This is a genomic window from Nonomuraea sp. CX421 (assembly GCF_059358955.1).
In genome coordinates, this window is record NZ_JCADBK010000004.1 from 191,769 (window position 1) to 213,096 (window position 21,328).

Sequence of the window (21,328 nt, forward strand, 5' to 3'; positions counted from 1 at the left end):
GCCAGATGGTCAGGGGTCGAGCGGGGGCGCCTTGCGCATCGACCCGTGGTAGAGCTCGGGGTCGTAGCGGCGGTCGTTGACGTCGAGCCTGGTGTTGGCCTCCGCCACGAGGTCGACGCCGAGCACGTCGGCCAGGCGGACCAGGTAGGCGGTGACGTCGCCGAGCTCGGCGCGCACCCTGGCCAGGGTGGCGGGGTCGAGGTCGCCGGACTCGTCGGGGGTGAGCCACTGCAGCTCGGCCACCAGCTCGCCGACCTCACCGGACAGGGCCATCGCCAGGTTCTTCGGCGTGTGGAACCTCTCCCAGTCTCTGACTCGGGCGAACTCGCTCAACCGCGCGGCCAGCCGTTCCAACTCGGTGCTCACGCCAGGCGACCCTACCGGGCGCACGCCGCGGACAGGTATCAGACGCCGCGCGCCGCCCTCCGAGATGGGTGACGGCGCGAACTCCCCGACAGAAGGGCCACCGCATCAGCGGTCCCTGTGGCGCCGTCGGAGGCCAGGTCATCCTGAAGGAGCACGTCAGCCCCGATGCACACGAAACCGGCAGAAGCGGCCAGCAGTTCACCGGAGGTGGCCCGCTGCGCCTCGGCCAGCGCGGTCGCCGCGGAGTGACCGGCGGCCAGCAGGCGGTGCAGGGTGATCATGGGCTCGGCGGTCTCGGCGTCGGGGACGGAGACCACCGAGCCGATGATCGTACGCGCGCCATGGGCGAGGAACGTGGCGCTGAGCCCGAGCAGTTCGTCGCCGGCGCGCACGATGGAGCGCCCGCTGTCGCACGCCGCGAGGACCACGATCTGCGGCGAGCGGCGGAGCCGTTCGAGGTCGTAGAGGGTGAGCGGGCCGTCCGACAGGTGCAGCGAGGAGAACAGCGGGTTGGTGGCGTGCAGCCGCCCGTGCGCGGCCAGGTGGGCCAGTCGGGCGCCGTCCAGGCCGGTGAGCACGGCCTCGGCGGTGGCTTCGGCGCCGACCAGCACGGCCGCCTCGTGGATGCCGGCGACGGCCTCGGCCTCCGCCCGTGCCCCCGGCAGTCCCGGCCCCGCCACGGCCAGCACGTGCCCGCTCTCGCCGGGCGCGTCGGCGGCGGCGTGCCACAGCGTCGCCGAGGGCGAGACGGTGACGGGCCGCCCGGCGCAGGAGGGCAGGATCGACCACGGCAGCGCCTGCAGGAAACCGGTGGGGATCACCACGAGCGGCCGGTCGCCGATGACCCCCGACAGCGGGCCGAACAGCATCCGGTCCAGGTGCTCGGCGGCGTGCCGCAGCATCCTGCCGGCCGCGACCCGGTTGACCCCGTCGGCACGGCCGGCCAGGCGGCGCAGCGCGAAGGGGATGCGGTCGACCAGATCCCTGACCGGCGCGGCGGCTCCGAGCCGGTGCAGCGCCGGCCGGCCGCGCGCGACCGTGACGGCGTGCAGCTCACCGTCGAGCAGCGCGAACTCGACGAGCGCCGCGTCCGCGAGCGCGCCGGCCAACGTGGACACCCCGACCGGGCGGGCGCCCATCGGCGAGCCGACCGCGGGCTGGCGGCGGCGGTGGTCGCGGATGTCACGTTCCAGAGCGAGCTGACGCTGACCCAGCCGCCCGGTGCCCTGCCCCGCCCGCCGCCGCTCGTTGATCTCGCTCATCACCGCGCGCAGCTCGGCCATCGCCCCGGCCAGGTAGGGGTCGTCCGGCGGGTGGACCGGCGGCATCAGCAGGTGGCTGGCCCGGCCCTCCTCGGCCCAGGCGAGCACCGCCTCGGCCCGGCCGGCGCGCAGGGCCATGCCCAGGCCGAGCGCGGCCAGGTCCAACCGGTACTGGGCGCTGTAGGCGCGCAGGTCGGTCGCGCCCAGGGTGGCGCGGTGCTCGTCGAGCACCCGCAACCCGGCCCTGGCCGCCGTCACCGCGCCCCGCTGGTTGTCCCTGCTCAACCGCAGCAGCGCGGTGGCGTGCCAGGCCCTGGCGCGCAGCAGGGCGGGGCCGCGAAAGCGTGGCCTGGCCGCCTGTTCCAGCTGCTTGCGGGCCTGTTCCGGCCGGCCGCGCCGCAGGGAGAGCTGGGCCGCGAGGATCCGGGCCTCCACGGCCGCGCCGGGCCAGCCCGCGGCGGTCAGGTCGACCGCGACCCGTTCCAGCAGCGTGGCCGCCGGAGCGCGGGTCCCGCCCATGGCCAGCGAGCGCAGCACCGCGAACCTGGCCAGCGCCGCCCATTCCGGCCTGCCCTGCCGGTTGAACTCGGTGACGGCCCGCCTCGCCTCCCGTACGGACTCGTCGTGGTCCCCTTCCAGGCCGGCCGTACGGGCGAGGAGCAGCCGCACCTCCGGCAGCCCGATCGCGCGGCGGTTGCGCCTCAGCTGCTCGACCGCCTCCCGCGCGGCGAGCCGGGCCTCCGACACCAGGCCCACCGAGAGCAGCAGCTCACCCCGGTCGGCGAGCAGCCAGCCGAGCTGGTGCGTGCCGAGCGCCCGGAAGCGCTCCTCGGCCCCGTCGAGATAGGCGAGGGCGGACGGCACGTCGCCGCGCAGGGCGGTGACCCACCCCAGGTTCAGCCTGACGATGGCCAGCGAGAGGTCCAGGCCGAGCTCGGTGCACAGCTCCTCGGCCTCGCGCAGGTCGGTCTCGGCGGCGGTGAACTCGTGCCGGTAACCGTGCACGATGCCCCGGTTGGACAGCACCCGCTGCAGCCAGAGGCGGTCCCCGGCGCGGCGCAGCCCCGGAACGGCCAGGCGGTAGCCGGCCAGCGCGTCGTCACCCCGGCCGAGGTGGTTGAAGATCGCGGCCCGCTGGGCCTCGGCCCGGGCGCGCAGGACGCCGTGCACGGTGGGCAGCACGCTCTCGATCTCGTCCAGCGCGTGGTGGGGCCGGCCGCGCAGGCTGGCCACGAAGGCGAGCCTGATCCGGGCCTCGGCGGCCAGTTCCGGCGAGCCCGCCCGCTCGCCGAGCCGCATCGCGGCGCGCAGGTGGCGCGTCGCGGTGGCCAGGTCGAGCAGGTGGGTCGCCGCCACCCCCATGGCCCGCTCCGCGACCGACTCCAGCGCGGTGTCCCCCCGCGCGCGGGCCCGGCGGGCCGCGCCGGCCGCGACGGACGTCAGCTGGGCGGGGTCGGCCTCGGCGAGGCGCAGCATGGCCTCGGCCGAGTCGGTTGGAGTCCGGCTCACCTCTCGCAGTGTGGCGGACGACCCCACGTCTGTGATGTATCAGCCGGGAGACAACCCGTCCTTGGCCGGACCGGGCGCGCTGTTGCCGTCCGCGCCGGAAGTCCCGACAATACGAGCTCTAGGCATGGGAGGCGCCCGATGCGTGATGATCCGACCGTCATCGCGCTGGTCGCCCGCGCGCGCAAGGGCGACCAGAACGCCTGGAACGAGCTCGTGGAGCGCTACCTGCCGCTGATCTGGTCGATCTGTCTCCGGCACCGGCTGAGCCGCCCCGACGCCGACGACGTGGCCCAGACCGTCTGCCTGCGCCTGGTCGAGCACCTCGCCGTGCTGCGCACCCCCGCCGCGCTGCCCGGCTGGATCGCCGTCACCACCCAGCGCGAATGCGTCCGCGTTCTGCGGGCAGTACGCAGGCGCGAGGTCGCCGAGCAACCCATGACCGTCGACCTGGCAGCCGACGACGAGGTCACCACGATGATCGAACACGAGCTGGAGCGGGCGGAGCGGCAGGCGGCGCTGCGCGCGGCCTTCGCCCAGTTGCCGGCCCTGTGCCGCAAGCTGCTCACGCTGCTCATGCGCGACCCGCCCCCTTCGTACGCCGAGATCGGCGACCGGCTCGGCACCCCGGTCGGCGGGATCGGCCCCACGCGTGCCCGATGCCTGGCCAAGCTGCGCCAGAGCCCCTACCTGAACGGCTACCTGCCGGGAGAAGGCGGCGGCGATGTCTGAACGCCGATGGAGCGACGACAGGCTCCTGGACGAGCTCGCCGCGGCGAGGCGCGCGGCCGAGGAGGTCCCCCGCGAGGTCGTCGAGGCGGCGCGGGCGGCGTTCGCCTGGCGCGACATCGACGACGAGCTCGCCCGGCTCGCCTTCGACTCCGAGGTGGACGGCGAGCCCGCCGGGGCGCTCACCCGGTCGGAGTCCGCCCCGTTGCGGGCCATGACCTTCGTCTGCCGGTCGCTGACCATCGAGCTCGAAGTGGCCGGCGACGCCCTGATCGGCCAGGTGGTGCCGAGCCAGGTGGCCGACATCCACGTGCGGGTCCTGTCCGGCGTGACCACCACGGTCCGCACCGACGAGGTCGGCGGGTTCGCCATCAGGCCGATCCCCGATCACCCGTTCCACCTGCGGTGCCGCACCTCCGACGGCGTCAGCGTGGTGACGACCTGGATCACCCTCTAGACGTGTCCGCTTCAGGTCAGGTCTGTATCAGGCGGCTCTCCGAGCCCTCCGTCAGGTACGGAGCCATCGAAGGAGAGACCCATGCCGTACTCGGACGCGACCACCCCTACCGACCGATACCTGTCCCACGAGATCGTGGTGGAGTCCCGGGACGAGAGGCTGCTGCTGGCCGAGCTCGACGGGTTCGTCAGCGGAGAGCCCGACGGCGACCTCGTGCTCGGGCTGACCCGGATCAGGCTCGACGCCCTCGACCGCTTCCCGTACGACCCCGACCTCGACGCCCGGATGCGGGCCGAGGCGGGCGCCGCCGCGCGCGGCGCGGCGCCGAGCGACCTCGACCGGGTGCTGTACCACCTGCGTGAGAGGTTCAAGGCGACGAAGCAGTGGGTGCCCCGGATGGCCAAGATCCGCATGTACGCCGAGGGCACGCCCTACACGGGCGGCGGCCAGGGCGACCCGGAGCAGCTGGCCGCCAGGGCCGAGGTGGTCATCGAGCCGCGCGAGTCCTACCGGGGACGCCGGTTCACGATCGGCATCCTGGACGGCGCGCTCTACCGCCACCCGAAGCTCGCCGGGCACTATCTCGCCGACTCCTCCCTGTTCGGGGCGGCCGACCACACCGACCCGCCCGCCACACTGGGACACGCCGTCCACCTGGCCGGCATCGTGGCCCGGCAGGCGCCCGGCGCCGATCTGGTGATCCGCCAGGCGCTCAACGCGTCCAACGAGGTCGACTCCTGGACGCTGGCCAAGGCGATGGTCCGGTTCAGCGGTGAGGTGGATCTCCTGCTCACCTCGCTCGGCGGGGCGACCTGGGACGACAGGCCGCCGTTCGTGCTGGAGCGGGCCGAGTCGCGGCTGGGCTGCGTGCACGTCGCCAGCGCCGGCAACTGGGGGAACGTCCTGCGGCCCGGGTCCTACCCCAGCCCGACGCGTGACAGCGCGATCTTCCCCGCCGCGCTGCCCGGCGTGATCGCCGTGGGCGCCCTGGCCGACGACGGCAGGCGCGCGGGCTACTCCCAGTCGGGGCCGTGGATCGGCCTGATGGCGCCGGGCGCGCACGACGGCCTGTTCCTGGAGCGGGCCTCCCTCCTCACCCGCGACGCGCACGGCGCGCTGGTCGCCAACGTCGAGCGCAAGCCGGTGGACTTCGGCGGCGGCGCCAACTGGCCGGGCACGTCCGCGGCCGCCGCGTACGCGGCCGGCGCGATGGTGGCCGTCGCCATGGCACAGGGCACGAACGTCCAGGAGGCCGCGGAGACGCTGCTCTCCGGCCACCCGGGTCTGTCCCAGGAAGTGCCGCAGGCTCGCGGCATCCGTCCCTACTCCCCCGGCCTCGACCGCTACTGACATGTCCGCGAACGCCACCGAACTGCGCAGCCACGGGGTCGGTGCCTCCCTGGCTACTTCGGCCTGGCCTACTACCTCGACGACGCCCTCGGCCGGTGGGCCCGCTGAGCCCACCGGTCACTCCCCGGGCTTGTCCAGGCGGTTGAGCGCGCAGGCGAGGGCGGTGCCGTACACGACGTGACCGGCGGCCATCACGACCGGGCGGCCGGGCCGGTCGCGGTGAATCGGCGGCAGGACGGTCATCTTGGGCACCCAGCCCGCGTAGCTCACGAGCCAGATCATCAGGCCATAGGCGATGCCCGCCGGCACCCGGGCGCGGCGACGGCGGGCCATCAGCCCGAACAGCGCGCCCGAGCCGATCCCGAAACCGAAGTGGGCGACGGCGGCCAGCGCCCCCTCGCCCGGTTTGCGCTTGCGTTCGCTGCCCGGCAGCAAGGACCGGACGATGTGCTTGGGCGGCTGGCCGGCCATGAGCCCGGCGCGCTCACCGGCGACCATCACAGCGCTCATCATCGCCGTGGCCAGCGCCCCGCTCGCGGCCCCTTTGACAAGATTTCGCATCATGGTGGATCGGCTGCCCTCCGGACCGGACGGGAAACCGCAGATCAGCGGGCCGATGTTCAGGGCGACGGCGGATCCCGGAGGCCGCGCTCGCGTCAGGGCGCGCCGGCGCCGCGCAGGTAGGCCACGACCATCTCACCGACCATGGCGCGCAGCCGCGCCCGGTGCTCGGGCGCCGTCATGTCGCGCCCGAACAGCGCCCCGAACGTGTGCTGGTTGGCGACCCGGAAGTAGCAGAAAGCGCTGATCATGATGTGTACGTCGACCGCGTCGGCTTCGGTGACGAAGTCGCCGCTCCGGCGGCCCGCCTCCAGGATGCGCGAGATGACGTCGAGCACCGGGGTGCCCAGGTTGGCCAGCGCCTCGGACTTGCGGATGTGCTCGGCCTCGTGGATGTTCTCGATCGCGACGAGCTTGATGAAGTCGGGATGGGCCTCGTGGTGGTCGAAGGTCAGCTCCGCCAGCGTGCGGATCGCCTCGACGGGCGCCAGATGCTCCACGTCGAGGGTCCGCTCGACCTCGCGCACCTCGGAGTAGGCGTTCTCCAGAGCCGCGATGTAGAGCCGCTCCTTGCTGCCGAAGTAGTAGTAGATCATGCGCTTGGTGGTGCGCGTCAGCTCCGCGATCTCGTCCACCCTCGCTCCGGCGTAGCCCGCCCGGGCGAACTCCCGCTGCGCCACCTCGAGGATCTCGGCCCTGGTGCGGTCGGCGTCGCGCCGGCGCTCTGCCGCGGCTGGGCTGGCGGGCTGCGAGGTCATGAGGCTCCACGAAGCTGTCGGACCGGTCCGCCTCATCCTAAGGTCGCGGGCTCACCCACGAGTTCCGGCATGCTGTACGGCCAGCCGCACGGGCGCGTTGCCGGCGCCGTAGCCCCGGTAGCCGCCCAGCCGCTGGACCAGTTCGAAGAAGACCCGCCCCACCGTGATCGTGTAGAGGTGCAGGAACTCCCCGTGCTCGTCCCGGTCGTACAACAACCCGAGCTCCCTCAGCTCCGGCGGCACGTCGTGCCGGGCCTCCAGGTCGTCGTAGTAGTTGGCCGGGATCGGCAGCAGCAGGTCCGGCCGGGCGTCGCGCAGCCCACGCGCCGTGGTCACGAGGTCGTCGCAGGCCAGCGCGATGTGCTGCCACGGCACGTGCTCCCCGCCGACCCGCGCGATGTTCAGCACCATCCGCACCGCGCCGTCGTCGCTGGCCATCGCCTTGCTGCGCAGCAGGCCGTACGGGTCGGGTAGTTCGAGGCTCGGCAGCGGGCGCAGCCCCAGCACGCCGCGGTAGAACAACGCGGCCTCGTCGAAGTGGTGCAACGGCTGGGTGAGCGCCACGTGGTCGATGTGCGAGACGGGCCCGGCGACCGGCTCACGCGGGCCGAAGTCCTCCACCCAGCTCGTGCGCCTGACGTCGCCCGGCGGACCGGCTTGGTCGCGTTCCCCCGGATGGTCCGACAGGCCGGGTCGGTCCGGCAGGCCGGGATGATCGGTGCGGCAGAAGAAGAGCCGGCTGCCGTCGGGCGCGGCGATCGCGTCGAGCGCCGCCTCGTCCGGTCCGCGCTCGCGCGGCAGCACGGGTGCGAGCAGCGACCAGGCGCGCGCGGCCGAGCCCGCCGGATCGGGACTCTCCAACCCGAGGGCCGCCAGCGCGGGCACCACCCGCGTGGACTCCGGCGCAGCAGCCGCAGGCCCCGGCGCGGACCGCGGGACGGAAGCCGCGCACTCCTGCGGGGACGGCGGGACCGAAGCCGCGCGCTCCGGCGCGGACTCCGTGCCGGTGGCGTTGAGGAGGATCCGGGCGTCGCGTTGTTCCCACAGCTCCACCGGCTTGACGGCGTGCCGGCCGGTGCGCGCGAAGCCGAGCGCGGCGAGCAGGTCACGCAGCCGGTCGCCGTCGGAGTCACCCGGCCCGGACTCGGAGCCGGTCAGCTCGGGCTCGGAGACGGTCAGCTCGGGCTCGGAGACGGTCAGCTCGGGCTCGGAGACGGTCAGCTCGGGCTCGGAGACGGTCAGCTCGGCGAAGGCGAAGCCGGTGGGGATCACAGGAGGAGGGATCTGGGGGGCCAGGCCGACCGCCTCCTCCAGGGCGAGCAGCGAGCGCATCGCGTCCTTGGCCGTACGGCCGGTGTCGGCCTGGCGGAAGACGTCGTTGAACACCTCCAGCGAGAGCGGCCCCTGGTAGCCGGCCTTGAGCACGTGGGTCACCAGCCCGGCCACGTCGAAGCCGCCCTGGCCGGGGAAGCAGCGGTAGTGGCGGCTCCACTGCAGCACGTCCATCGCCAGCCGGGGCGCGTCGGCGAGCTGGAGGAAGAAGATCTTGTCGCCGGGGATCGCCTCGATGCCGATCGGGTCGGACCCCCGCGACAGGATGTGGAAGCTGTCGAGGCAGGTGCCGAGGTTGGGGTGGCCGGCGAGCTGGACGACGCGCCAGGCGTGCAGGTAGTCGCTGACGTGCCGGCCCCACGCCAGGGCCTCGTACGCGATCCGGATGCCGTGCCGGGCGGCCCGGTCGGCGAGCAGGTGCAGGTGCTCGGCGGCCAGGTCGTCGTCGCCGATGCCGTCGGGCGAGACGCTGGAGCAGACGAGCAGCAGGTCGGCGCCGAGTCGCCGCATGAGGTCGAACTTGCGCTCGGCCCGGCGCAGGTTGCCGGCCAGCACCTCGGCGGGCACCGCCTCGAAGTCACGCAGCGGCTGGTAGAGGTCTATGCCCAGGCCCAGGTCGGCGGCCCGCGCGCGCACCTCCTCGGGTGACAGCGGGCTGGCGATGAGATCGTTCTCGAAGATCTCCACACCGTCGAAGCCGGCGGCCGCGATCGCGTCCAGTTTCTCGGCCAGCGTGCCGCTCACCGAGACCGTGGCGATGGACTTGCGCATCCGTGCTCCTGTCAGGTGGTGACGAGGTCGGTCAGGTGGGTCAGCATCCGGGCGGCGTCGGGCTCCTTGCCGGTGAAGAGGCGAAAGGAGTGGGCCGCCTGGGACATGGCCATCCCGCCGCCGTTCAGGGTCCGGCAGCCGATCGCCCGCGCCGTCCGCAGCAGCTCGGTCTCCAGTGGCAGGTAGACGATGTCGGCCACCCAGAGCCCGGGGTGCAGCAGCTCGGCGGGCAGCGCGAGCCCGGGGTGGTGGGCCATGCCGGTGGGGGTGGCGTGCACCAGGCCGTCGGCCGTGGCCAGGCCGGCCTGGTCGGCGCGGTCGGCGGCGCGGGCGCGGCCGGCGCCGAACCGGCGTTCCAGCTCGGCGGCCAGCGAGCCGGCCCGGCCGGGGTCGGCGTCGACGACGGTCAACCGGCCGGCTCCGTGTGTGAGCAGGGCGTGGGCCACCGCGGCGCCCGCGCCTCCCGCGCCGAGCTGCACGATCTCCCCGGTGGGCGCGCCGGGCAGGTCGCGGGCGAAGGACTCGGCGAAGCCGGTCCAGTCGGTGTTGTGCCCGATGGCCCGGTCGCCGTCGAAGACGACGGTGTTGACGGCGCCGAGGACCGCCGCGTCCTCCGACAGGTCGTCGAGGTGCGGGATGACGGTCTGCTTGCCGGGATGGGTGATGTTCAGCCCGTCGTAGCCGAGCCGCCTGGCCGTACGGACCAGGTCTCCCACGTCGTCGGCGGTGAGCCCGAGGACGGCGAGGTCGATCAGCCGGTAGGTGTAGTGCAGGCCGTGGAAGCGTGCCTCGCGCTCGTGCAGGGCAGGGCTGAGGGAGGCGCCGATGCCGGCACCGATCAGCCCGATCAGATAGGAGGTCATCCACCCTCGCCTCAATGTACGAACTAGTGAGTTAGTCATATCTCATCCCGGGCCAGGAGGAAAGGGGCGACCTCGCGCCCCGTTCTCACTCGGTTCTCCGTCCGGCTCTTGACAGGTGAAATGAGTCACTGCAGCATCTGCAATTAACTATCTAGTTCGTAACTCGCCGGAAATCTCTGGAAGGCGGACTCGCGTGGCGGGAGCCCCGGCCTCTCACGACGCGCGCCGGGGGGCAGCCGACCACCTCCATCGAAGCCGCAAGGAGCACTCGTGACCGATCGATCACCCGGCGACCAGCAGGGCACGCCGCGCAAGGCGGCACTCGCCGCCTGGATCGGCAGCGCGCTGGAGTACTACGACTTCTTCATCTACGGCAGCGCGGCGGCCCTGATCTTCTCGAAGGTGTTCTTCGACGAGTCGGACCCCGCCACCGCCACCCTCCAGTCGCTGGCCAGCTTCGGTGTGGCCTACGCGGCCAGGCCGGTCGGCGCGTTCATCCTCGGGCACGTCGGCGACAGGTTCGGCCGCAAGAAGATCATGGTCTTCACGCTGGTCCTGATGGGCGTCTCGACCTTCCTCATCGGCTGCCTGCCGACCCGCGACCAGATCGGCGGCCTGGCTCCGGCGCTGCTGGTGTTCCTGCGCGTGCTGCAGGGCCTGTCGGCGGCCGGCGAGCAGGCCAGCGCCAACTCCATGACGCTGGAGCACTCCCCCGCCGACCGGCGCGGCTACTACACCAGCTTCACGCTCAACGGCACGCAGTTCGGCCAGATCCTGGCCACCTTCGCGTTCATCCCGGTCGCGGCTCTGCCGGAGGAGCAGCTGCTCAGCTGGGGCTGGCGGGTGCCGTTCTGGCTCAGCGTGGCCGTCGCGGTCGCCGGCTGGATCATCCGCCGCAAGCTGGACGAGACCCCCGCCTTCGAGCGTGAGGTGGCCGAGGGCACCGTGCCGAAGATGCCGCTCTCCCTGCTCTTCCGCGACCACTGGGCGAGCGTGCTGCGCGTCGTCTGCGCGGCCCTGATCGCCACGGTCAGCACGATCTTCACCGTCTGGGCGCTCAACTACGCCACCAGCGACGCGATCGGGCTCGACAAGGCCACCATGCTCTGGGTCGGCGTCGCCGCCAACGGCGTGGCCCTCGTGACGATCCCGCTGTGGGCGCGGCTGTCGGACCGGATCGGCCGCCGGCCCGTCTTCCTGATCGGCGCCGTGGGCAGCCCGATCATGATCTTCGTCTACCTGGCGGCGATCAACTCGAAGAGCTACCCGCTGATCTTCCTGGTCGGCATCCTGACGCTCGGCGTCGTCTACAGCGCCTCCAACGGCATCTGGCCGTCGTTGTACGGCGAGATGTTCACCACCAAGGTGCGCCTGTCGGGCATGGCGATCGGCACCCAGATCGGCTTCGCCATCGCGGGCTTCGCGGTGGCCTCGGCCGCCGGGATCGTCTCGCCGTCAGGCTGGCTCGGCCTGCAGGGCTGGACCGGGGTGGCGATCTTCACCGGCATCCTCTGCGCGATCAGCGCCATCGCGGTCCTGACGGCCAAGGAGACCGCCCACGTGCCGACCGAGGATCTCGGCCGCAAGCCCGCCGGCGACGGCGTCTCCACCCCCGCCTGAGCCGCTCACCCGGGTGGGGCCGTGCTCTCACGGACGATCAGCTCCGTGGCCAGCTCCACCCGGCGGCTCTCCGGCACCTCACCACGTCCCATGCCCAGCACCGTACGGGTGGCGAGGGCGGCCATCTCCTGTAGCGGCTGGCGCACCGTGGTCAGCGGCGGCCAGGCCGACTTGGCCAGGGGCAGATCGTCGAACCCCACCACGCTGAGGTCCTCGGGCACCCGCAGGCCACGCTGCCGCGCCGCCTCGAAGACGCCGAACGCCTGCAGGTCGCTGCCCGCGAAGATGGCCGTGGGCGGGTCGTCGAGCGAGAGCAGCGCGTGCCCCTCGTCGTGACCGGAGTCGACCAGGAAGGTGCCGCGCCGGATCAGCTCGGGCGCGAGCGGCATCCCGGCGGTCTCCAGGGCCGCCCGGTAGCCGTCGATCCGGGCCTGGCCGCAGAGCATGTCGGCGGGGCCGCTGATCATCCCGATCCGCCGGTGGCCCAGCTCGATCAGGTGGCGGGTCGCGGCCAGCCCGCCGTTCCAGTTGGTGGCGCCCACCGAGACGACGCCGGCCGCCGGCTCGCCCTCCGGATCGACCACGACGAACGGCAGCGACCGGGCGCTGAGCTGCGACTGCACTCCCGCCGACAGGCGTGAGGCGACGATCACCACACCGTCGGTGCGGCGCGCGGCCAGGCGCTCCAGCCAGTCGCGGCCAGGGCCCGCGTGCGTGTGCAGCACGGAGATCACCAGGCTGGCCCCCGCCTCGTACGCCACGGTCTCGGCGCCGCGCACGATCTCCATCGCCCAGGGCGACTCGACCTCGGCGAAGACCAGGTCGACCAGCCCGGCCGGGGCGTCGCCCTGGCTGGCCCGCCGCTGGTAACCGTGCTCGCGCAGCAGCCGCTCGATCCGGTGCCGGGTCGCGGGCGCGACCTCGGGGCGGCCGTTGACGACCTTGGAAACCGTGGGGATCGAGACCCCGGCCTCCTCGGCTATCAGGGCGATCGTCACCCGCCTCTTCGCTGGCATGGTCGGGAGTGTACCGAAACTTTCGGCTTGGACTCCCTCTCACTCCTGCGACGCACCCGTAACACCCCGGTTACCTGTGCTCCTGGCAACGAAATTGTCGGTGGTTTCGCGAAATCTTTCGACCGGAGGTTCAGAAGTCCCGGGCCGAGACGTCCAGCGTGTACTCGGTCACCCGCTGCCCCTGCGGGCCGTAGGAGGGCGCGACGGCCGGGTCCGGCAGGGCCTCCTCCAGGACGACCGGCCCGCCCCGGCGGGTGGCGGCCCTGGCCAGCGACAGCAGCAGGAAGTGGTCGGTCACGTCCACGTAGAACGGCCTGCGGAATGAGCCGGGGCGGGCACCGGCCAGGCGGGCGAAGAAACGGCGCGGAATCCGGTGCCGGTCCAGCCACCGGGCCGTCCGCGTCAGGTAGGCGGCGTCCGGCTCGCCGGCGACCGGGACGGGCAGGTCGGCCGCGCTCATCCGCCAGCCGGCGCGGACCAGCACGACCCGCCCGACCCGCAGCCGCGGCCAGGCGTGCGGCTCCTCCGCGCTCCCGCCGATCTCCCACGGCTCGGGCAGGGCGACGCACGGCTCGCCGAAGACACGGACCAGGAACGACCAGGCCGGCGGCAGCGTCGCCTCGGGCGCCAGCCCCAGGTGGGCGGGCCGCACCGGATTGCCGTCACCGTCGGACAGCAGCAGGCGCAGGCTGCTCGGATCGTAGGAGACGCGCAGGTCGGCCACCGACGGGCCCGGCCAGCCGGTGACGGTGAACGGGTAGTCGACGGTGACGCCCGAGGAGGGCCGCAGGTTGAGGTGGGCACCGAAGCCGCCCAGGCACTCGGCCACCGGCCGCGGCCGCACGGCGGGCGTGTCGGCGCCGGCCAGGGCGAGCAGGTGGCGGATCCGGCCGATGCCCCGGCCGTAGCCGGCGGTGACGGAGTCGAGCACGAACTCCGGTCCCGGCAGAAGGTGGCCGTGGCAAGCGATGGAGCCGGGTGGCCGGAGGTGCTTGGGCCAGGCGGCCGCCATCTTGTCCACCAGGTCGGGGTCGGCGACGATCGCGCCCCGCTCGTCGGGCGACCCGCCGTACAGGATCTCGCAGGTCTCCCGGCGCAGCCGGGCGAGCTCGCGCACCGCCGGACCGGCCGGCGCGGAGTCGCGGTCGACGAGGTGCGCGTCGTGATAGAAGCGGACGAACGGGACGGTGGCCCGTTCGCCGTGGCAGCGTACGAAGTGCTCGGCCAGCGCGAGCTTGACCGGCAGGTCGGGGTCGAACACGGCGGCCAGCCGGCGCACGGTGTCGAGGTCGCGCAGCACCGGCTCCCAGGCGGCACGCCCGCAGACGGCCACCGGCTCGGGCGACACGGCGGTCTCCAGCCGCACGTTCCTGACCGCGAGCTCGGCCGGGTCGCCGAGCCGGGCGAGCAGCCAGCCGGTCACGTCTCCGATCCGGTCGTGCGGCGCCTGCTCCACCTCGCGGAGCGCGGTGGGCAGCCAGGGCCGGTCCGACGAGTCGCCGGGCAGCACCTCCTCGACCCAGGCGGCCAGGTCGGCGAGCGGATCGAGGGACTGGTCGGCGAACGGCCGCCGCCGCTCCAGCAGCCCGGCCGCCAGGAGCCGGGCCACCAGGCCGGGCGAGGCGGCGGCCCGTTCGAGCCCGCCGACCGTGGGATCGGACGTGTTGCGCACCCAGGACAGCAACCCGGCCAGCATGGGCTCGGCCGGCATGCGGACCGGCGTCTCCTCGGGACCGCTGCCCAGGAACCAGAGCCAGCCGTCCTCCTGCCGCAGGCTCGGGTTGACCCGCACCCGCACGGCCTCGCGCAGGCCGGGGCGCGTCGCGAGCGCGTCCCAGATGCGTCCCACCGTGGCGAGATCGGACTCGGGGACGACGCAATGGCGCAGCTCGGCGGGCGCGGTCGCGACCGGGGCGTCGCCGTCGTCGTCCCACCGGCCGAGGCCGCTGATCGTGGAGGGGGCGTACGGGCTGGTCCTGGTGGCGAGGCGGGCGGCGTACCTGGCCAGGCGGGCGAGCACGGCCCGCTCGGGCGGCTCGTCGGGCCGGGCGAGCCAGCCCTCCAGCTCGGCGGAGAGCGCGGGGTTCGCGGCGGCCAGCCCGCGCCGGAAGTCCTCGTCGCAGGCCAGGAGACGCAGCGCCTCGGTGCGGCCGGCCGTCTCGGCGGCCAGCACCCGTGACAGCTCGGTGCCGGGCTCCTCTCCCTCGGCGACGAGCCGGTCGACCAGTTCCCAGGTGCGCGCGAACCTCAGCGCGTCCAGCTCGCCGACCGGTAGTCCCGCCACCCGCACGCCGAAGACCTCACCCACCCGATAGTCCATGGTGCTCCCCTTGTGTGGACTCCTGCTGTGTGGACTCCTGGCGACACCTTCCTTTCTCTCCCTGCCTGGGGGGAACGTCGCACCGCCCGCCTTTACCTGATATGCGCGGTGAAATAGGGCCCCATAGACCGTCCCTGGCCACGGCTGGGGACACCCGTTGTCCGGCTGAAAGACCGGCCGAGGGAAACCTTAAGGATTCCGTAGGGTGACTCCACCAGGCTGAAGCCACCCGAGAGCGGCGGGATCACCGGGACCCCGCTGTCACACCGAGAGAAGGAGTGTCAGATGGCGAGCAGACTGGTGGTCTCCACCTTCGTGTCGCTGGACGGAGTCATGCAGGCCCCCGGCGGCCCCGGCGAGGACGACTCCAACGGCTTCCCGCACAGCGGATGGCTGGCCCCGCACGTCGACGAGGGGTTCGGCGAGATCATGGGCGAGCAGTTGGAGCGGGCCGACGGCATGCTGCTGGGCCGCAGGTCGTACGACATCCTCGCCGCGCACTGGCCCGGCGTGCCCGACGAGGAGGGCGGCGCCGAGATCAACGGCATGCCCAAGTACGTCACCACGCGGACGCCGATGAACGCCGAGTGGCGCAACACGCGGGTCCTGGTGGGCGAGGCCGCCGAGACGGTCGCCGAGCTCAAGCGGAGCACCGACGGCGAGATCCTCGTCCAGGGCAGCAGCGGCCTCATCCGCACGCTGCAGGACGCCGAGCTGGTCGACGAGTATCGCCTGCTGATCTTCCCGGTCGTCCTCGGTCAGGGTAAGCGGCTCTTCGCCGAGGGCACCACGCCGGCCGGGCTGAAGGCCACCGGGTCGACCATGACCGGCGCCGGCGTCGTGTACGTCACCTACGAGTGGGCGGGCAAGCCCTTGTACGGCTCCGTCGCCTAGCGAGCCGCCCGGGCGCGGGCCGTACAGCGGGCTGCAAGCCGGACCTGTTCAGATGGGCCCATTCACCCCCCAGTGGAGGCCGTCGTGATCATGGTCGTAGTCATCAGCGCTCTCGTGTTGCTCGCCCTCGTCGGCGTCATCGCCGTCTACAACGGCCTCGTGCGCAGGCGCAACGCCGTCGACAACGCCTGGGCTCAGGTCGACGTGCAGCTCAAGCGCCGTCATGACCTGGTGCCCAACCTGGTGGAGACCGTACGCGGCTACGCGGGGCACGAGCGTCAGACGCTGTCCGCCGTCACCGCCGCCCGTACCCAGGCTGTCAGCGCGAGCACCCCCGCCGAGCAGGCGAACGCTGAGCACATGCTGACCGGCGCGCTGCGCGGCCTGCTCGCCGTCGTCGAGGCCTACCCCGACCTCAAGGCCAGCCGTAACTTCGCCGAGCTGCAGGAGGAGCTGGCCACCACCGAGAACCGGATCGCCTACTCCCGGCAGTACTACAACGACGCCGTCCTCACCTACAACAACGCGATCCAGACCGTCCCGGCCAACCTCGTCGCGAGCCTCGGCGGGTTCGCGAGCCGCGAGTACTTCCAGGCACCGGGTGAGGAGCGCGGGCCGGCGCGGGTGCGGTTCTGATGGTGCTCTGGCCGGCCGTCGCCGCGGCCCTGGCCCTGTGGGCGCTGCTGCTGCTCGCCCTGACGCTCGCCACCCGCACTCCGGACGCCGACCCGGTGCCGCCGACCAGCGTCTTCGCCGCCGAGCCGCCCGCCGTGGTCGACCTCCTCACCGGCGGCTGGCGGCTGTGCGAGGAGGCCGCGGCGGCCACGCTGCTCGACCTCGCGGCCAGGGGCGCCGTCCAGATCGAGGAGATCGGTCCCGAGCTGTCCCTGGTACGGCTGCGCCAGGCCGACGGGCTGAACCCGTACGAGCGGCTCGTCCACGACCACGTCCGATCGCTCTCACGCGACGGCGTCGTCGCCACCGGCGCGCTGGCCGAAGGCGCGCGCGACCTCGGGAGCTGGTGGAAGCGCTTCCGCAAGCAGGTCATCGCCGACGCGCGGCAGCGGGGTCTGTCGCGGGCCCGCTGGAGCCGGGCCCAGCTCGCGCTGCTGACGGCCGGCGCCGCCGTGCCCGCCGTGGTCATCGCCGTCGCCGTCACCCTGGCCGACGCCGAGCACGAGGGCGGGATCGGGGCCGGCGTGGTCGCCTTCCTCGGGCTGATGGCCCTGACCCGGCGGCTCAACCGCGAGCGCGGCACCGAGCTGGGAGCCCAGGCGGCGGCCCACTGGCTGGGGGTCCGCGCCCATCTGTCCGCCGGTCGGTTCGCCGAGCAGCCCGCCGCGGCCGTCGCCATCTGGGGCCGCCCGCTCGCCTACGCCGCCGCGCTCGGGCTCGCGCCGCACGCGGTGCGCAGCCTGCCGGTGAGCGTGCCCGCCGACGACCGGCGCGCCTGGTCCGACTACGGCGGCATGTGGCACGCCGTCGACGTGCGCTACCCGGCCCGCCTCATCTGGGGCCGCAAACCGCTGCACGTCGTCGGCAGGAGCCTGATCGCGGGGTTCTTCCTGGGTTTCTGGACGTGGATCGGGCTGCTGGTCCTCTCGGCGTTCGACCTGTGGCCGAGCGGGCTGGTGCGGCCCGGCGCGCTCGCCGTGGGTCTCGCGGTGGCCGCCGTCCCGGCCGTCCGCGCGCTCTTCGGCGGCCACGGCTGGGCCGAAGGCCAGATCGTACGGCTGCGCCGACAGCGCTCCGGGGGCAACGAGAACCAGCCGAAGTACGTCCACTGGTGCGCCATCGACGAGGGCACCAGCCGCGAGCTCAGGGCGTACGGGATGGCCGGGGAGCAGTGGGCGCTGCTGTCGGAGGGAGACGTGGTGCGCGTCAGGGTCGCGCGCGGCGTGGGCTGGATCGACACGACTGAGGTGTTGTCCCGGGCCGCCCGCGGCGACAGGTGACGCGAGGTCCGCGATCAGGGGGCTCCGACCCGACGCGAAGCAGGTCGGAGCCCGGTTTCGCTCGATGCCCGGGTCGTGGCCCTCGCGAGCGTTCGAGGGACAGGTCACGATGCCGTGCTTCGGGTGACCACGGCGCCGCCTGGAGGGGCTGCCCCCCGGGGGATCCTTCAGGGGCTGCGACGGGCACGGGAGGCGGCGGCGTGGGCGCGGTTGGCGCAGCGGGTGGAGCAGAACTGGCGTCGCCCCGGCCGGCTGCGGTCGACGAAGGCGTCGCGGCAGGGCGTGGCCGCGCAGAGCCGTACCCGTGCCCAGTCGCCCTTGGCGGCTAGGTCCAGCAGCTCGCGGATCGCGCGGACGGCGAACCGTTCGGCGAGACCGGCGTCGCGGGCGGGAGCGAGGCGCAGCTCGGGCATGCCGTCCAGCTCCTCGACGGTCGCGCGTATGGGCAGCTCGGCGACCCACGACGCCAGGGCGCGCGCCCGCTCGCGCGGCTCGGCCGCCAGCACGGCTCGCAACCGGTCACGCACCGCCCGCACCGCGACCAGGTCGCCCTCTCCCACCTCCCCGTCCATCTCGGACCCGTCCGTCTCGGACCCGTCCGTCTCGGACCCGGCCGGCGCATCCGACATGGCCGGATCCTGCGCGGGCGCGTCCGGCCCGCTCGGCCGCCCTGTCACCTGGTCCGCGATCAGTTCGTGACAGAAGCGGCGGAGGGCGGCGACGTCCGGCAGGCGTTCCGGCGAGTCGAGGTATTCGTCCCAGGTGTTGGCCAGGTCCAATGCCACCCATCCCGTTTCGGCCAGCTGGCGCATCGGGCCCCCCCCTTGCTAGCGTCAGGACTATGAGCATTGTAACCACTGACAGACGACTGGCCGTACTCGATGCACCGTCGAACCTGGGGCTCCGGCCTCCGGCCGAGGGAGCGGCCCCCGGGTGCTACAAGGCGCCGTGGGCGCTCAGGGACGCCGGCCTGCTGGAACGGATCGGGGCGAGCGACGCGGGAGCCGTGGTGCCGCCCCGGTACGTGGCCACCTGGCGGCCGGGCGACGGCGTCAGGAACGGCCCGGCCATCGCCCGCTACACGCGGAAGCTGGCGGAGCGGGTCGCGGAGATCAGGGAGGCGGGACGGTTCCCGGTCGTGCTGGGCGGTGACTGCTCGATCCTGCTGGGCTCGGCGCTGGCGCTGCGCAGGGCGGGCCGCTACGGCCTGGCGTACCTGGACGCGCACTCCGACTTCCGGCACCTGGGCAACTCCCCGCACGTGGGTTCGGCGGCCGGGGAGGATCTGGCACTGGCGACCGGGCGCGGCGACGACTACCTGACGGACCTCGACGGGTTGCGGCCGTACGTCCGCGACGAGGACGTGATCGTGCTGGGCGTGCGGGACGAGGAGGATCTACGGGACTTCGTGGACACCGGCATCGCCCACGTGACCGACCCGGAGCTGGGTGGCCTGGAGGCGGCCAGGAAGGTGCTGGTCCGTGATGACCTGGACGGTTTCTGGATCCACGTCGACGCCGACGTGCTGGACTCGTCGGTGCTGACGGCCGTCGACTCGCCCACCCCCGGCGGGCTCGACGCCGCCGGCCTGGTGAGCCTGCTCCGAGGGCTGCTCGGCCTGCCCGGAGCGGCCGGGCTGCAGATCACCATCTACGATCCCGACCTGGACGAGGACGGGACCCAGGCCGCCCTGCTGGTGGACATCCTGGCCGAAGCCCTCGCCGACTGACCTCTGCCGCCGGCCGTCACCCGCACCCCGTCCCAGGGTTGGGCTCCGACCCGGCAGGACGCTCAGGTCGGAGCCTGATCAGGCGTTACTGCCGTTCGATGCCCGGCTCGTAACCTTTGCGCGCGTCCGGCGGGCAGGTCGCGATGCTGTTGCTGGGCGGCACTGTGACGTTCAGCCAGTGCCCGCGCGCGACCGTGTCGATGCCCCACGGGATGTCGCACCTGAGCTTGGCCCGGAACTGCCCGGTGCCCACGCTGCACGAGGCGTAACTCGCCGCGTTGGTGTTGTAGAAGCCGTAGCTGCACGATGACGGGATGGCCTGGGCCGCGGACGATGACCCCAGTACGGCCGAGGAAAGGGCGGCTGTGGCCAGGATGGCTAACACACGGGCTGAGCGGATCTTCATGAGCACTTTTCCCCAAAAAGTGAGCTTTTTTGATGACTTGACCCACGCTACGAGATCAAGGTGCTCGCCACAACGGGTGATCCTTGGCAAGAAGTGACAGGGCTGTCGTCGTCCGAACCACAGCGTTTGACGTGGCCCCCAGCCGCCCCCAGCCGCCCCCAGCCGTCCGCGCCCCGCCACCCCGCGACCGTGCACGCCCTTCAGACGGTGATCGTCCTTGGCTGGGTCGGGTCAGAGGCCGAGCGCTCGGGCCGGGTCGGCGAAGACCCGCTGGATGACCAGGCCCGCCGCGCCCAGAATGGCGGCGTCCGCGCCGATCGCCGAGACGGCGAGGCGGGTCGGGGTGCGGCGCATCTGACCGAGCCGGGCGGACAGGGTGTCCCGGGCGGGCCCCTCCAGCCAGGGAAACAGCGGCGCGAAGACGCCGCCCAGGACGACCATGCCGGGGTCCAGCAGGTGCACGGCCGAGGTGAGGGCCAGCCCGAGCGCCCGCCCCGCCGTGTCGCAGGCCGCCAGCGCCGCCGGATCGCCCGCCTCCAGCCGCGCGACCAGTTCGGGGATCGAGCCCACCTCTCCGAGCAGCGCGTCCTGTCCCGCGTAGACCTCCAGGCAGCCCCGCCCGCCGCACCGGCAGGCGGGGCCGTCGGGCGCCACGACGACGTGGCCGAGCTCCCCGGCCAGCCCGTACGTGCCGCGGAAGACCGAGCCGTCCACCACCAGCCCGGCGCCGATGCCGATCTCCCCCGAGACGTAGAGGAAATCCCTGACCCCGGAGCCGAACCAGAGCTCGCCCAGGGCCGCCAGATTGGCCTCGTTGTCCGCCTCGAAGTTGCCCGCCTCGAACGGCAGGTCGAGCAGGTCCGCCACCCGGACGTCGCGCCAGCCGAGATGCGGGGCGTTGCGCAGCAGCCCGTGTTCGACCGGACCCGGCACCGCCAGCGCCGCGCCGGCGACCCGCAGCCCGGCGGCCTCCGCCTCCATCAGGGCCGACTCGGCCAGCGAGCGCAGCTCGGCGAGGATGTGTTCCGGTCGCGAGTCGCGGTTGCCGGCCGCTTTCGTACGGCGCAGCCGTACCGAGAGGGTGAGGTCCACGACGCAGACGGCGAGGTAGTCGACGTTGATCTCCAGGCCCAGCGTGGCCACCCGGTGGCCGCTGAGGCGCACCGCGACGCCCGGACGGCCGCGTTCGCCGTCGCGCACGGCGCCGTTCTCGGCCACCACGCCCGCGTCGAGCAGGTCGGACACGAGCTTGGACACGGTGGTCTTGGTCAGCCCGGTCCGCTCCGCGAGCGCCGCCCTCGTGAGCGGGCCCGCGTCGCGGATCTCGCCGAGCACCACGGCGAGATTGCGGGCACGCATGGAATCGTGCCGCACGCCTCTTGACGATGCCACATCCGCCTCCGAGGATTATGTGCAGATTGTGGACTTAATGG

Annotated in this window: 19 protein-coding genes; 8 read left to right on the top strand and 11 right to left on the bottom strand. The window is 73.1% G+C overall.

Annotated features, from left to right (window positions below):
* Window positions 1-9: 9 nt before the first annotated feature.
* Window positions 10-366: a nucleotide pyrophosphohydrolase gene (locus AC5L3X_RS09605; protein ID WP_189124629.1), complete on the bottom strand. Its 357-nt coding sequence runs from the start codon at window positions 364-366 to the stop codon at window positions 10-12.
* A 38-nt stretch (window positions 367-404) separates the two neighbouring features.
* The gene (locus tag AC5L3X_RS09610; protein WP_494856434.1) at window positions 405-3,137 is read right to left on the bottom strand and encodes a CHAT domain-containing protein; all 2,733 of its coding nucleotides are present in this window, start codon (window positions 3,135-3,137) and stop codon (window positions 405-407) included.
* Window positions 3,138-3,275: 138 nt separating this feature from the next.
* Between AC5L3X_RS09610 and AC5L3X_RS09615 the strand changes: the two genes are divergently transcribed.
* From AC5L3X_RS09615 to AC5L3X_RS09625, 3 genes are all read left to right on the top strand, one after another.
* Window positions 3,276-3,866: an RNA polymerase sigma factor gene (locus AC5L3X_RS09615; protein ID WP_189124631.1), complete on the top strand. Its 591-nt coding sequence runs from the start codon at window positions 3,276-3,278 to the stop codon at window positions 3,864-3,866.
* Window positions 3,859-4,320 carry a hypothetical protein gene (locus tag AC5L3X_RS09620; protein ID WP_494856435.1) on the top strand — a complete coding sequence of 154 codons (462 nt, stop codon included), beginning with the start codon at window positions 3,859-3,861 and terminating at the stop codon, window positions 4,318-4,320. Before AC5L3X_RS09615 ends, AC5L3X_RS09620 begins: the two co-directional genes overlap by 8 nt.
* Window positions 4,321-4,401: 81 nt before the next feature.
* Window positions 4,402-5,670: a S8 family peptidase gene (locus tag AC5L3X_RS09625; protein ID WP_494856437.1), complete on the top strand. Its 1,269-nt coding sequence runs from the start codon at window positions 4,402-4,404 to the stop codon at window positions 5,668-5,670.
* 117 nt (window positions 5,671-5,787) lie between these two features.
* On the opposite strand, the gene AC5L3X_RS09630 is transcribed toward AC5L3X_RS09625, so the two are convergent.
* The 4 genes from AC5L3X_RS09630 to AC5L3X_RS09645 all read right to left on the bottom strand — a co-directional run bounded on the left by AC5L3X_RS09630 (window position 5,788) and on the right by AC5L3X_RS09645 (window position 9,955).
* Window positions 5,788-6,234 carry a DUF6789 family protein gene (locus AC5L3X_RS09630; protein WP_494856438.1) on the bottom strand — a complete coding sequence of 149 codons (447 nt, stop codon included), beginning with the start codon at window positions 6,232-6,234 and terminating at the stop codon, window positions 5,788-5,790.
* A gap of 92 nt (window positions 6,235-6,326) precedes the next feature.
* Window positions 6,327-6,989, bottom strand: coding sequence for a TetR/AcrR family transcriptional regulator (locus AC5L3X_RS09635; protein ID WP_189124635.1), 663 nt, complete (start codon window positions 6,987-6,989; stop codon window positions 6,327-6,329).
* Window positions 6,990-7,040: 51 nt separating this feature from the next.
* Complete coding sequence (locus AC5L3X_RS09640; protein ID WP_494856440.1) at window positions 7,041-9,092, bottom strand: bifunctional sugar phosphate isomerase/epimerase/4-hydroxyphenylpyruvate dioxygenase family protein; 2,052 nt, start codon at window positions 9,090-9,092, stop codon at window positions 7,041-7,043.
* Between the two features lie 11 nt (window positions 9,093-9,103).
* Entirely contained in the window at window positions 9,104-9,955 is an 852-nt protein-coding gene (locus tag AC5L3X_RS09645; RefSeq protein ID WP_189124637.1) for a shikimate dehydrogenase, read from the bottom strand.
* Window positions 9,956-10,225: 270 nt separating this feature from the next.
* On the opposite strand from AC5L3X_RS09645, the gene AC5L3X_RS09650 reads away from it, so the two are divergent.
* Window positions 10,226-11,575 carry an MFS transporter gene (locus AC5L3X_RS09650; RefSeq protein ID WP_494856442.1) on the top strand — a complete coding sequence of 450 codons (1,350 nt, stop codon included), beginning with the start codon at window positions 10,226-10,228 and terminating at the stop codon, window positions 11,573-11,575.
* 5 nt (window positions 11,576-11,580) lie between these two features.
* Here AC5L3X_RS09650 and AC5L3X_RS09655 read toward each other — a convergent pair whose 3' ends face one another.
* Together AC5L3X_RS09655 and AC5L3X_RS09660 are read right to left on the bottom strand one after the other, a co-directional pair.
* Complete coding sequence (locus AC5L3X_RS09655) at window positions 11,581-12,591, bottom strand: LacI family DNA-binding transcriptional regulator (RefSeq protein ID WP_189124639.1); 1,011 nt, start codon at window positions 12,589-12,591, stop codon at window positions 11,581-11,583.
* Window positions 12,592-12,721: 130 nt separating this feature from the next.
* Entirely contained in the window at window positions 12,722-14,911 is a 2,190-nt protein-coding gene (locus tag AC5L3X_RS09660; protein WP_494856443.1) for a lantibiotic dehydratase, read from the bottom strand.
* Between the two features lie 285 nt (window positions 14,912-15,196).
* Between AC5L3X_RS09660 and AC5L3X_RS09665 the strand changes: the two genes are divergently transcribed.
* The 3 genes from AC5L3X_RS09665 to AC5L3X_RS09675 all read left to right on the top strand — a co-directional run bounded on the left by AC5L3X_RS09665 (window position 15,197) and on the right by AC5L3X_RS09675 (window position 17,760).
* A complete protein-coding gene (locus tag AC5L3X_RS09665; RefSeq protein ID WP_494856444.1) occupies window positions 15,197-15,805 on the top strand; it encodes a dihydrofolate reductase family protein in 609 nt (202 codons plus the stop codon).
* 90 nt (window positions 15,806-15,895) lie between these two features.
* The gene (locus tag AC5L3X_RS09670) at window positions 15,896-16,441 is read left to right on the top strand and encodes a LemA family protein (protein ID WP_494856814.1); all 546 of its coding nucleotides are present in this window, start codon (window positions 15,896-15,898) and stop codon (window positions 16,439-16,441) included.
* Window positions 16,441-17,760 (top strand): DUF2207 family protein, encoded by a 1,320-nt coding sequence (locus AC5L3X_RS09675; RefSeq protein WP_494856445.1) that lies wholly within the window; start codon window positions 16,441-16,443, stop codon window positions 17,758-17,760. Before AC5L3X_RS09670 ends, AC5L3X_RS09675 begins: the two co-directional genes overlap by 1 nt.
* A gap of 167 nt (window positions 17,761-17,927) precedes the next feature.
* On the opposite strand, the gene AC5L3X_RS09680 is transcribed toward AC5L3X_RS09675, so the two are convergent.
* Window positions 17,928-18,572, bottom strand: coding sequence for a CGNR zinc finger domain-containing protein (locus tag AC5L3X_RS09680; protein WP_494856446.1), 645 nt, complete (start codon window positions 18,570-18,572; stop codon window positions 17,928-17,930).
* 29 nt (window positions 18,573-18,601) lie between these two features.
* Here AC5L3X_RS09680 and AC5L3X_RS09685 point away from each other — a divergent pair, with 29 nt between their 5' ends.
* Complete coding sequence (locus AC5L3X_RS09685) at window positions 18,602-19,489, top strand: arginase family protein (protein WP_494856447.1); 888 nt, start codon at window positions 18,602-18,604, stop codon at window positions 19,487-19,489.
* An 85-nt stretch (window positions 19,490-19,574) separates the two neighbouring features.
* Here the strand turns inward: AC5L3X_RS09685 and AC5L3X_RS09690 are convergent, their stop codons facing one another.
* Window positions 19,575-19,874 (bottom strand): hypothetical protein, encoded by a 300-nt coding sequence (locus AC5L3X_RS09690; RefSeq protein ID WP_494856448.1) that lies wholly within the window; start codon window positions 19,872-19,874, stop codon window positions 19,575-19,577.
* 252 nt (window positions 19,875-20,126) lie between these two features.
* A complete protein-coding gene (locus tag AC5L3X_RS09695) occupies window positions 20,127-21,269 on the bottom strand; it encodes an ROK family protein (RefSeq protein WP_494856449.1) in 1,143 nt (380 codons plus the stop codon).
* Window positions 21,270-21,328: the final 59 nt, after the last annotated feature.

What these genes read in the sequence shown, in the direction of transcription:
- AC5L3X_RS09615 (WP_189124631.1), top strand. Translation starts at nt 3,276, where the DNA reads ATGCGTGATGATCCGACCGTCATCGCGCTGGTCGCCCGCGCGCGCAAG.
- AC5L3X_RS09620 (WP_494856435.1), top strand. Translation starts at nt 3,859, where the DNA reads ATGTCTGAACGCCGATGGAGCGACGACAGGCTCCTGGACGAGCTCGCC.
- AC5L3X_RS09625 (WP_494856437.1), top strand. Translation starts at nt 4,402, where the DNA reads ATGCCGTACTCGGACGCGACCACCCCTACCGACCGATACCTGTCCCAC.
- AC5L3X_RS09630 (WP_494856438.1), bottom strand. Translation starts at nt 6,234, where the DNA reads ATGATGCGAAATCTTGTCAAAGGGGCCGCGAGCGGGGCGCTGGCCACG.
- AC5L3X_RS09635 (WP_189124635.1), bottom strand. Translation starts at nt 6,989, where the DNA reads ATGACCTCGCAGCCCGCCAGCCCAGCCGCGGCAGAGCGCCGGCGCGAC.
- AC5L3X_RS09640 (WP_494856440.1), bottom strand. Translation starts at nt 9,092, where the DNA reads ATGCGCAAGTCCATCGCCACGGTCTCGGTGAGCGGCACGCTGGCCGAG.
- AC5L3X_RS09645 (WP_189124637.1), bottom strand. Translation starts at nt 9,955, where the DNA reads ATGACCTCCTATCTGATCGGGCTGATCGGTGCCGGCATCGGCGCCTCC.
- AC5L3X_RS09655 (WP_189124639.1), bottom strand. Translation starts at nt 12,591, where the DNA reads ATGCCAGCGAAGAGGCGGGTGACGATCGCCCTGATAGCCGAGGAGGCC.
- AC5L3X_RS09660 (WP_494856443.1), bottom strand. Translation starts at nt 14,911, where the DNA reads ATGGACTATCGGGTGGGTGAGGTCTTCGGCGTGCGGGTGGCGGGACTA.
- AC5L3X_RS09665 (WP_494856444.1), top strand. Translation starts at nt 15,197, where the DNA reads ATGGCGAGCAGACTGGTGGTCTCCACCTTCGTGTCGCTGGACGGAGTC.
- AC5L3X_RS09670 (WP_494856814.1), top strand. Translation starts at nt 15,896, where the DNA reads ATGGTCGTAGTCATCAGCGCTCTCGTGTTGCTCGCCCTCGTCGGCGTC.
- AC5L3X_RS09675 (WP_494856445.1), top strand. Translation starts at nt 16,441, where the DNA reads ATGGTGCTCTGGCCGGCCGTCGCCGCGGCCCTGGCCCTGTGGGCGCTG.
- AC5L3X_RS09680 (WP_494856446.1), bottom strand. Translation starts at nt 18,572, where the DNA reads ATGCGCCAGCTGGCCGAAACGGGATGGGTGGCATTGGACCTGGCCAAC.
- AC5L3X_RS09685 (WP_494856447.1), top strand. Translation starts at nt 18,602, where the DNA reads ATGAGCATTGTAACCACTGACAGACGACTGGCCGTACTCGATGCACCG.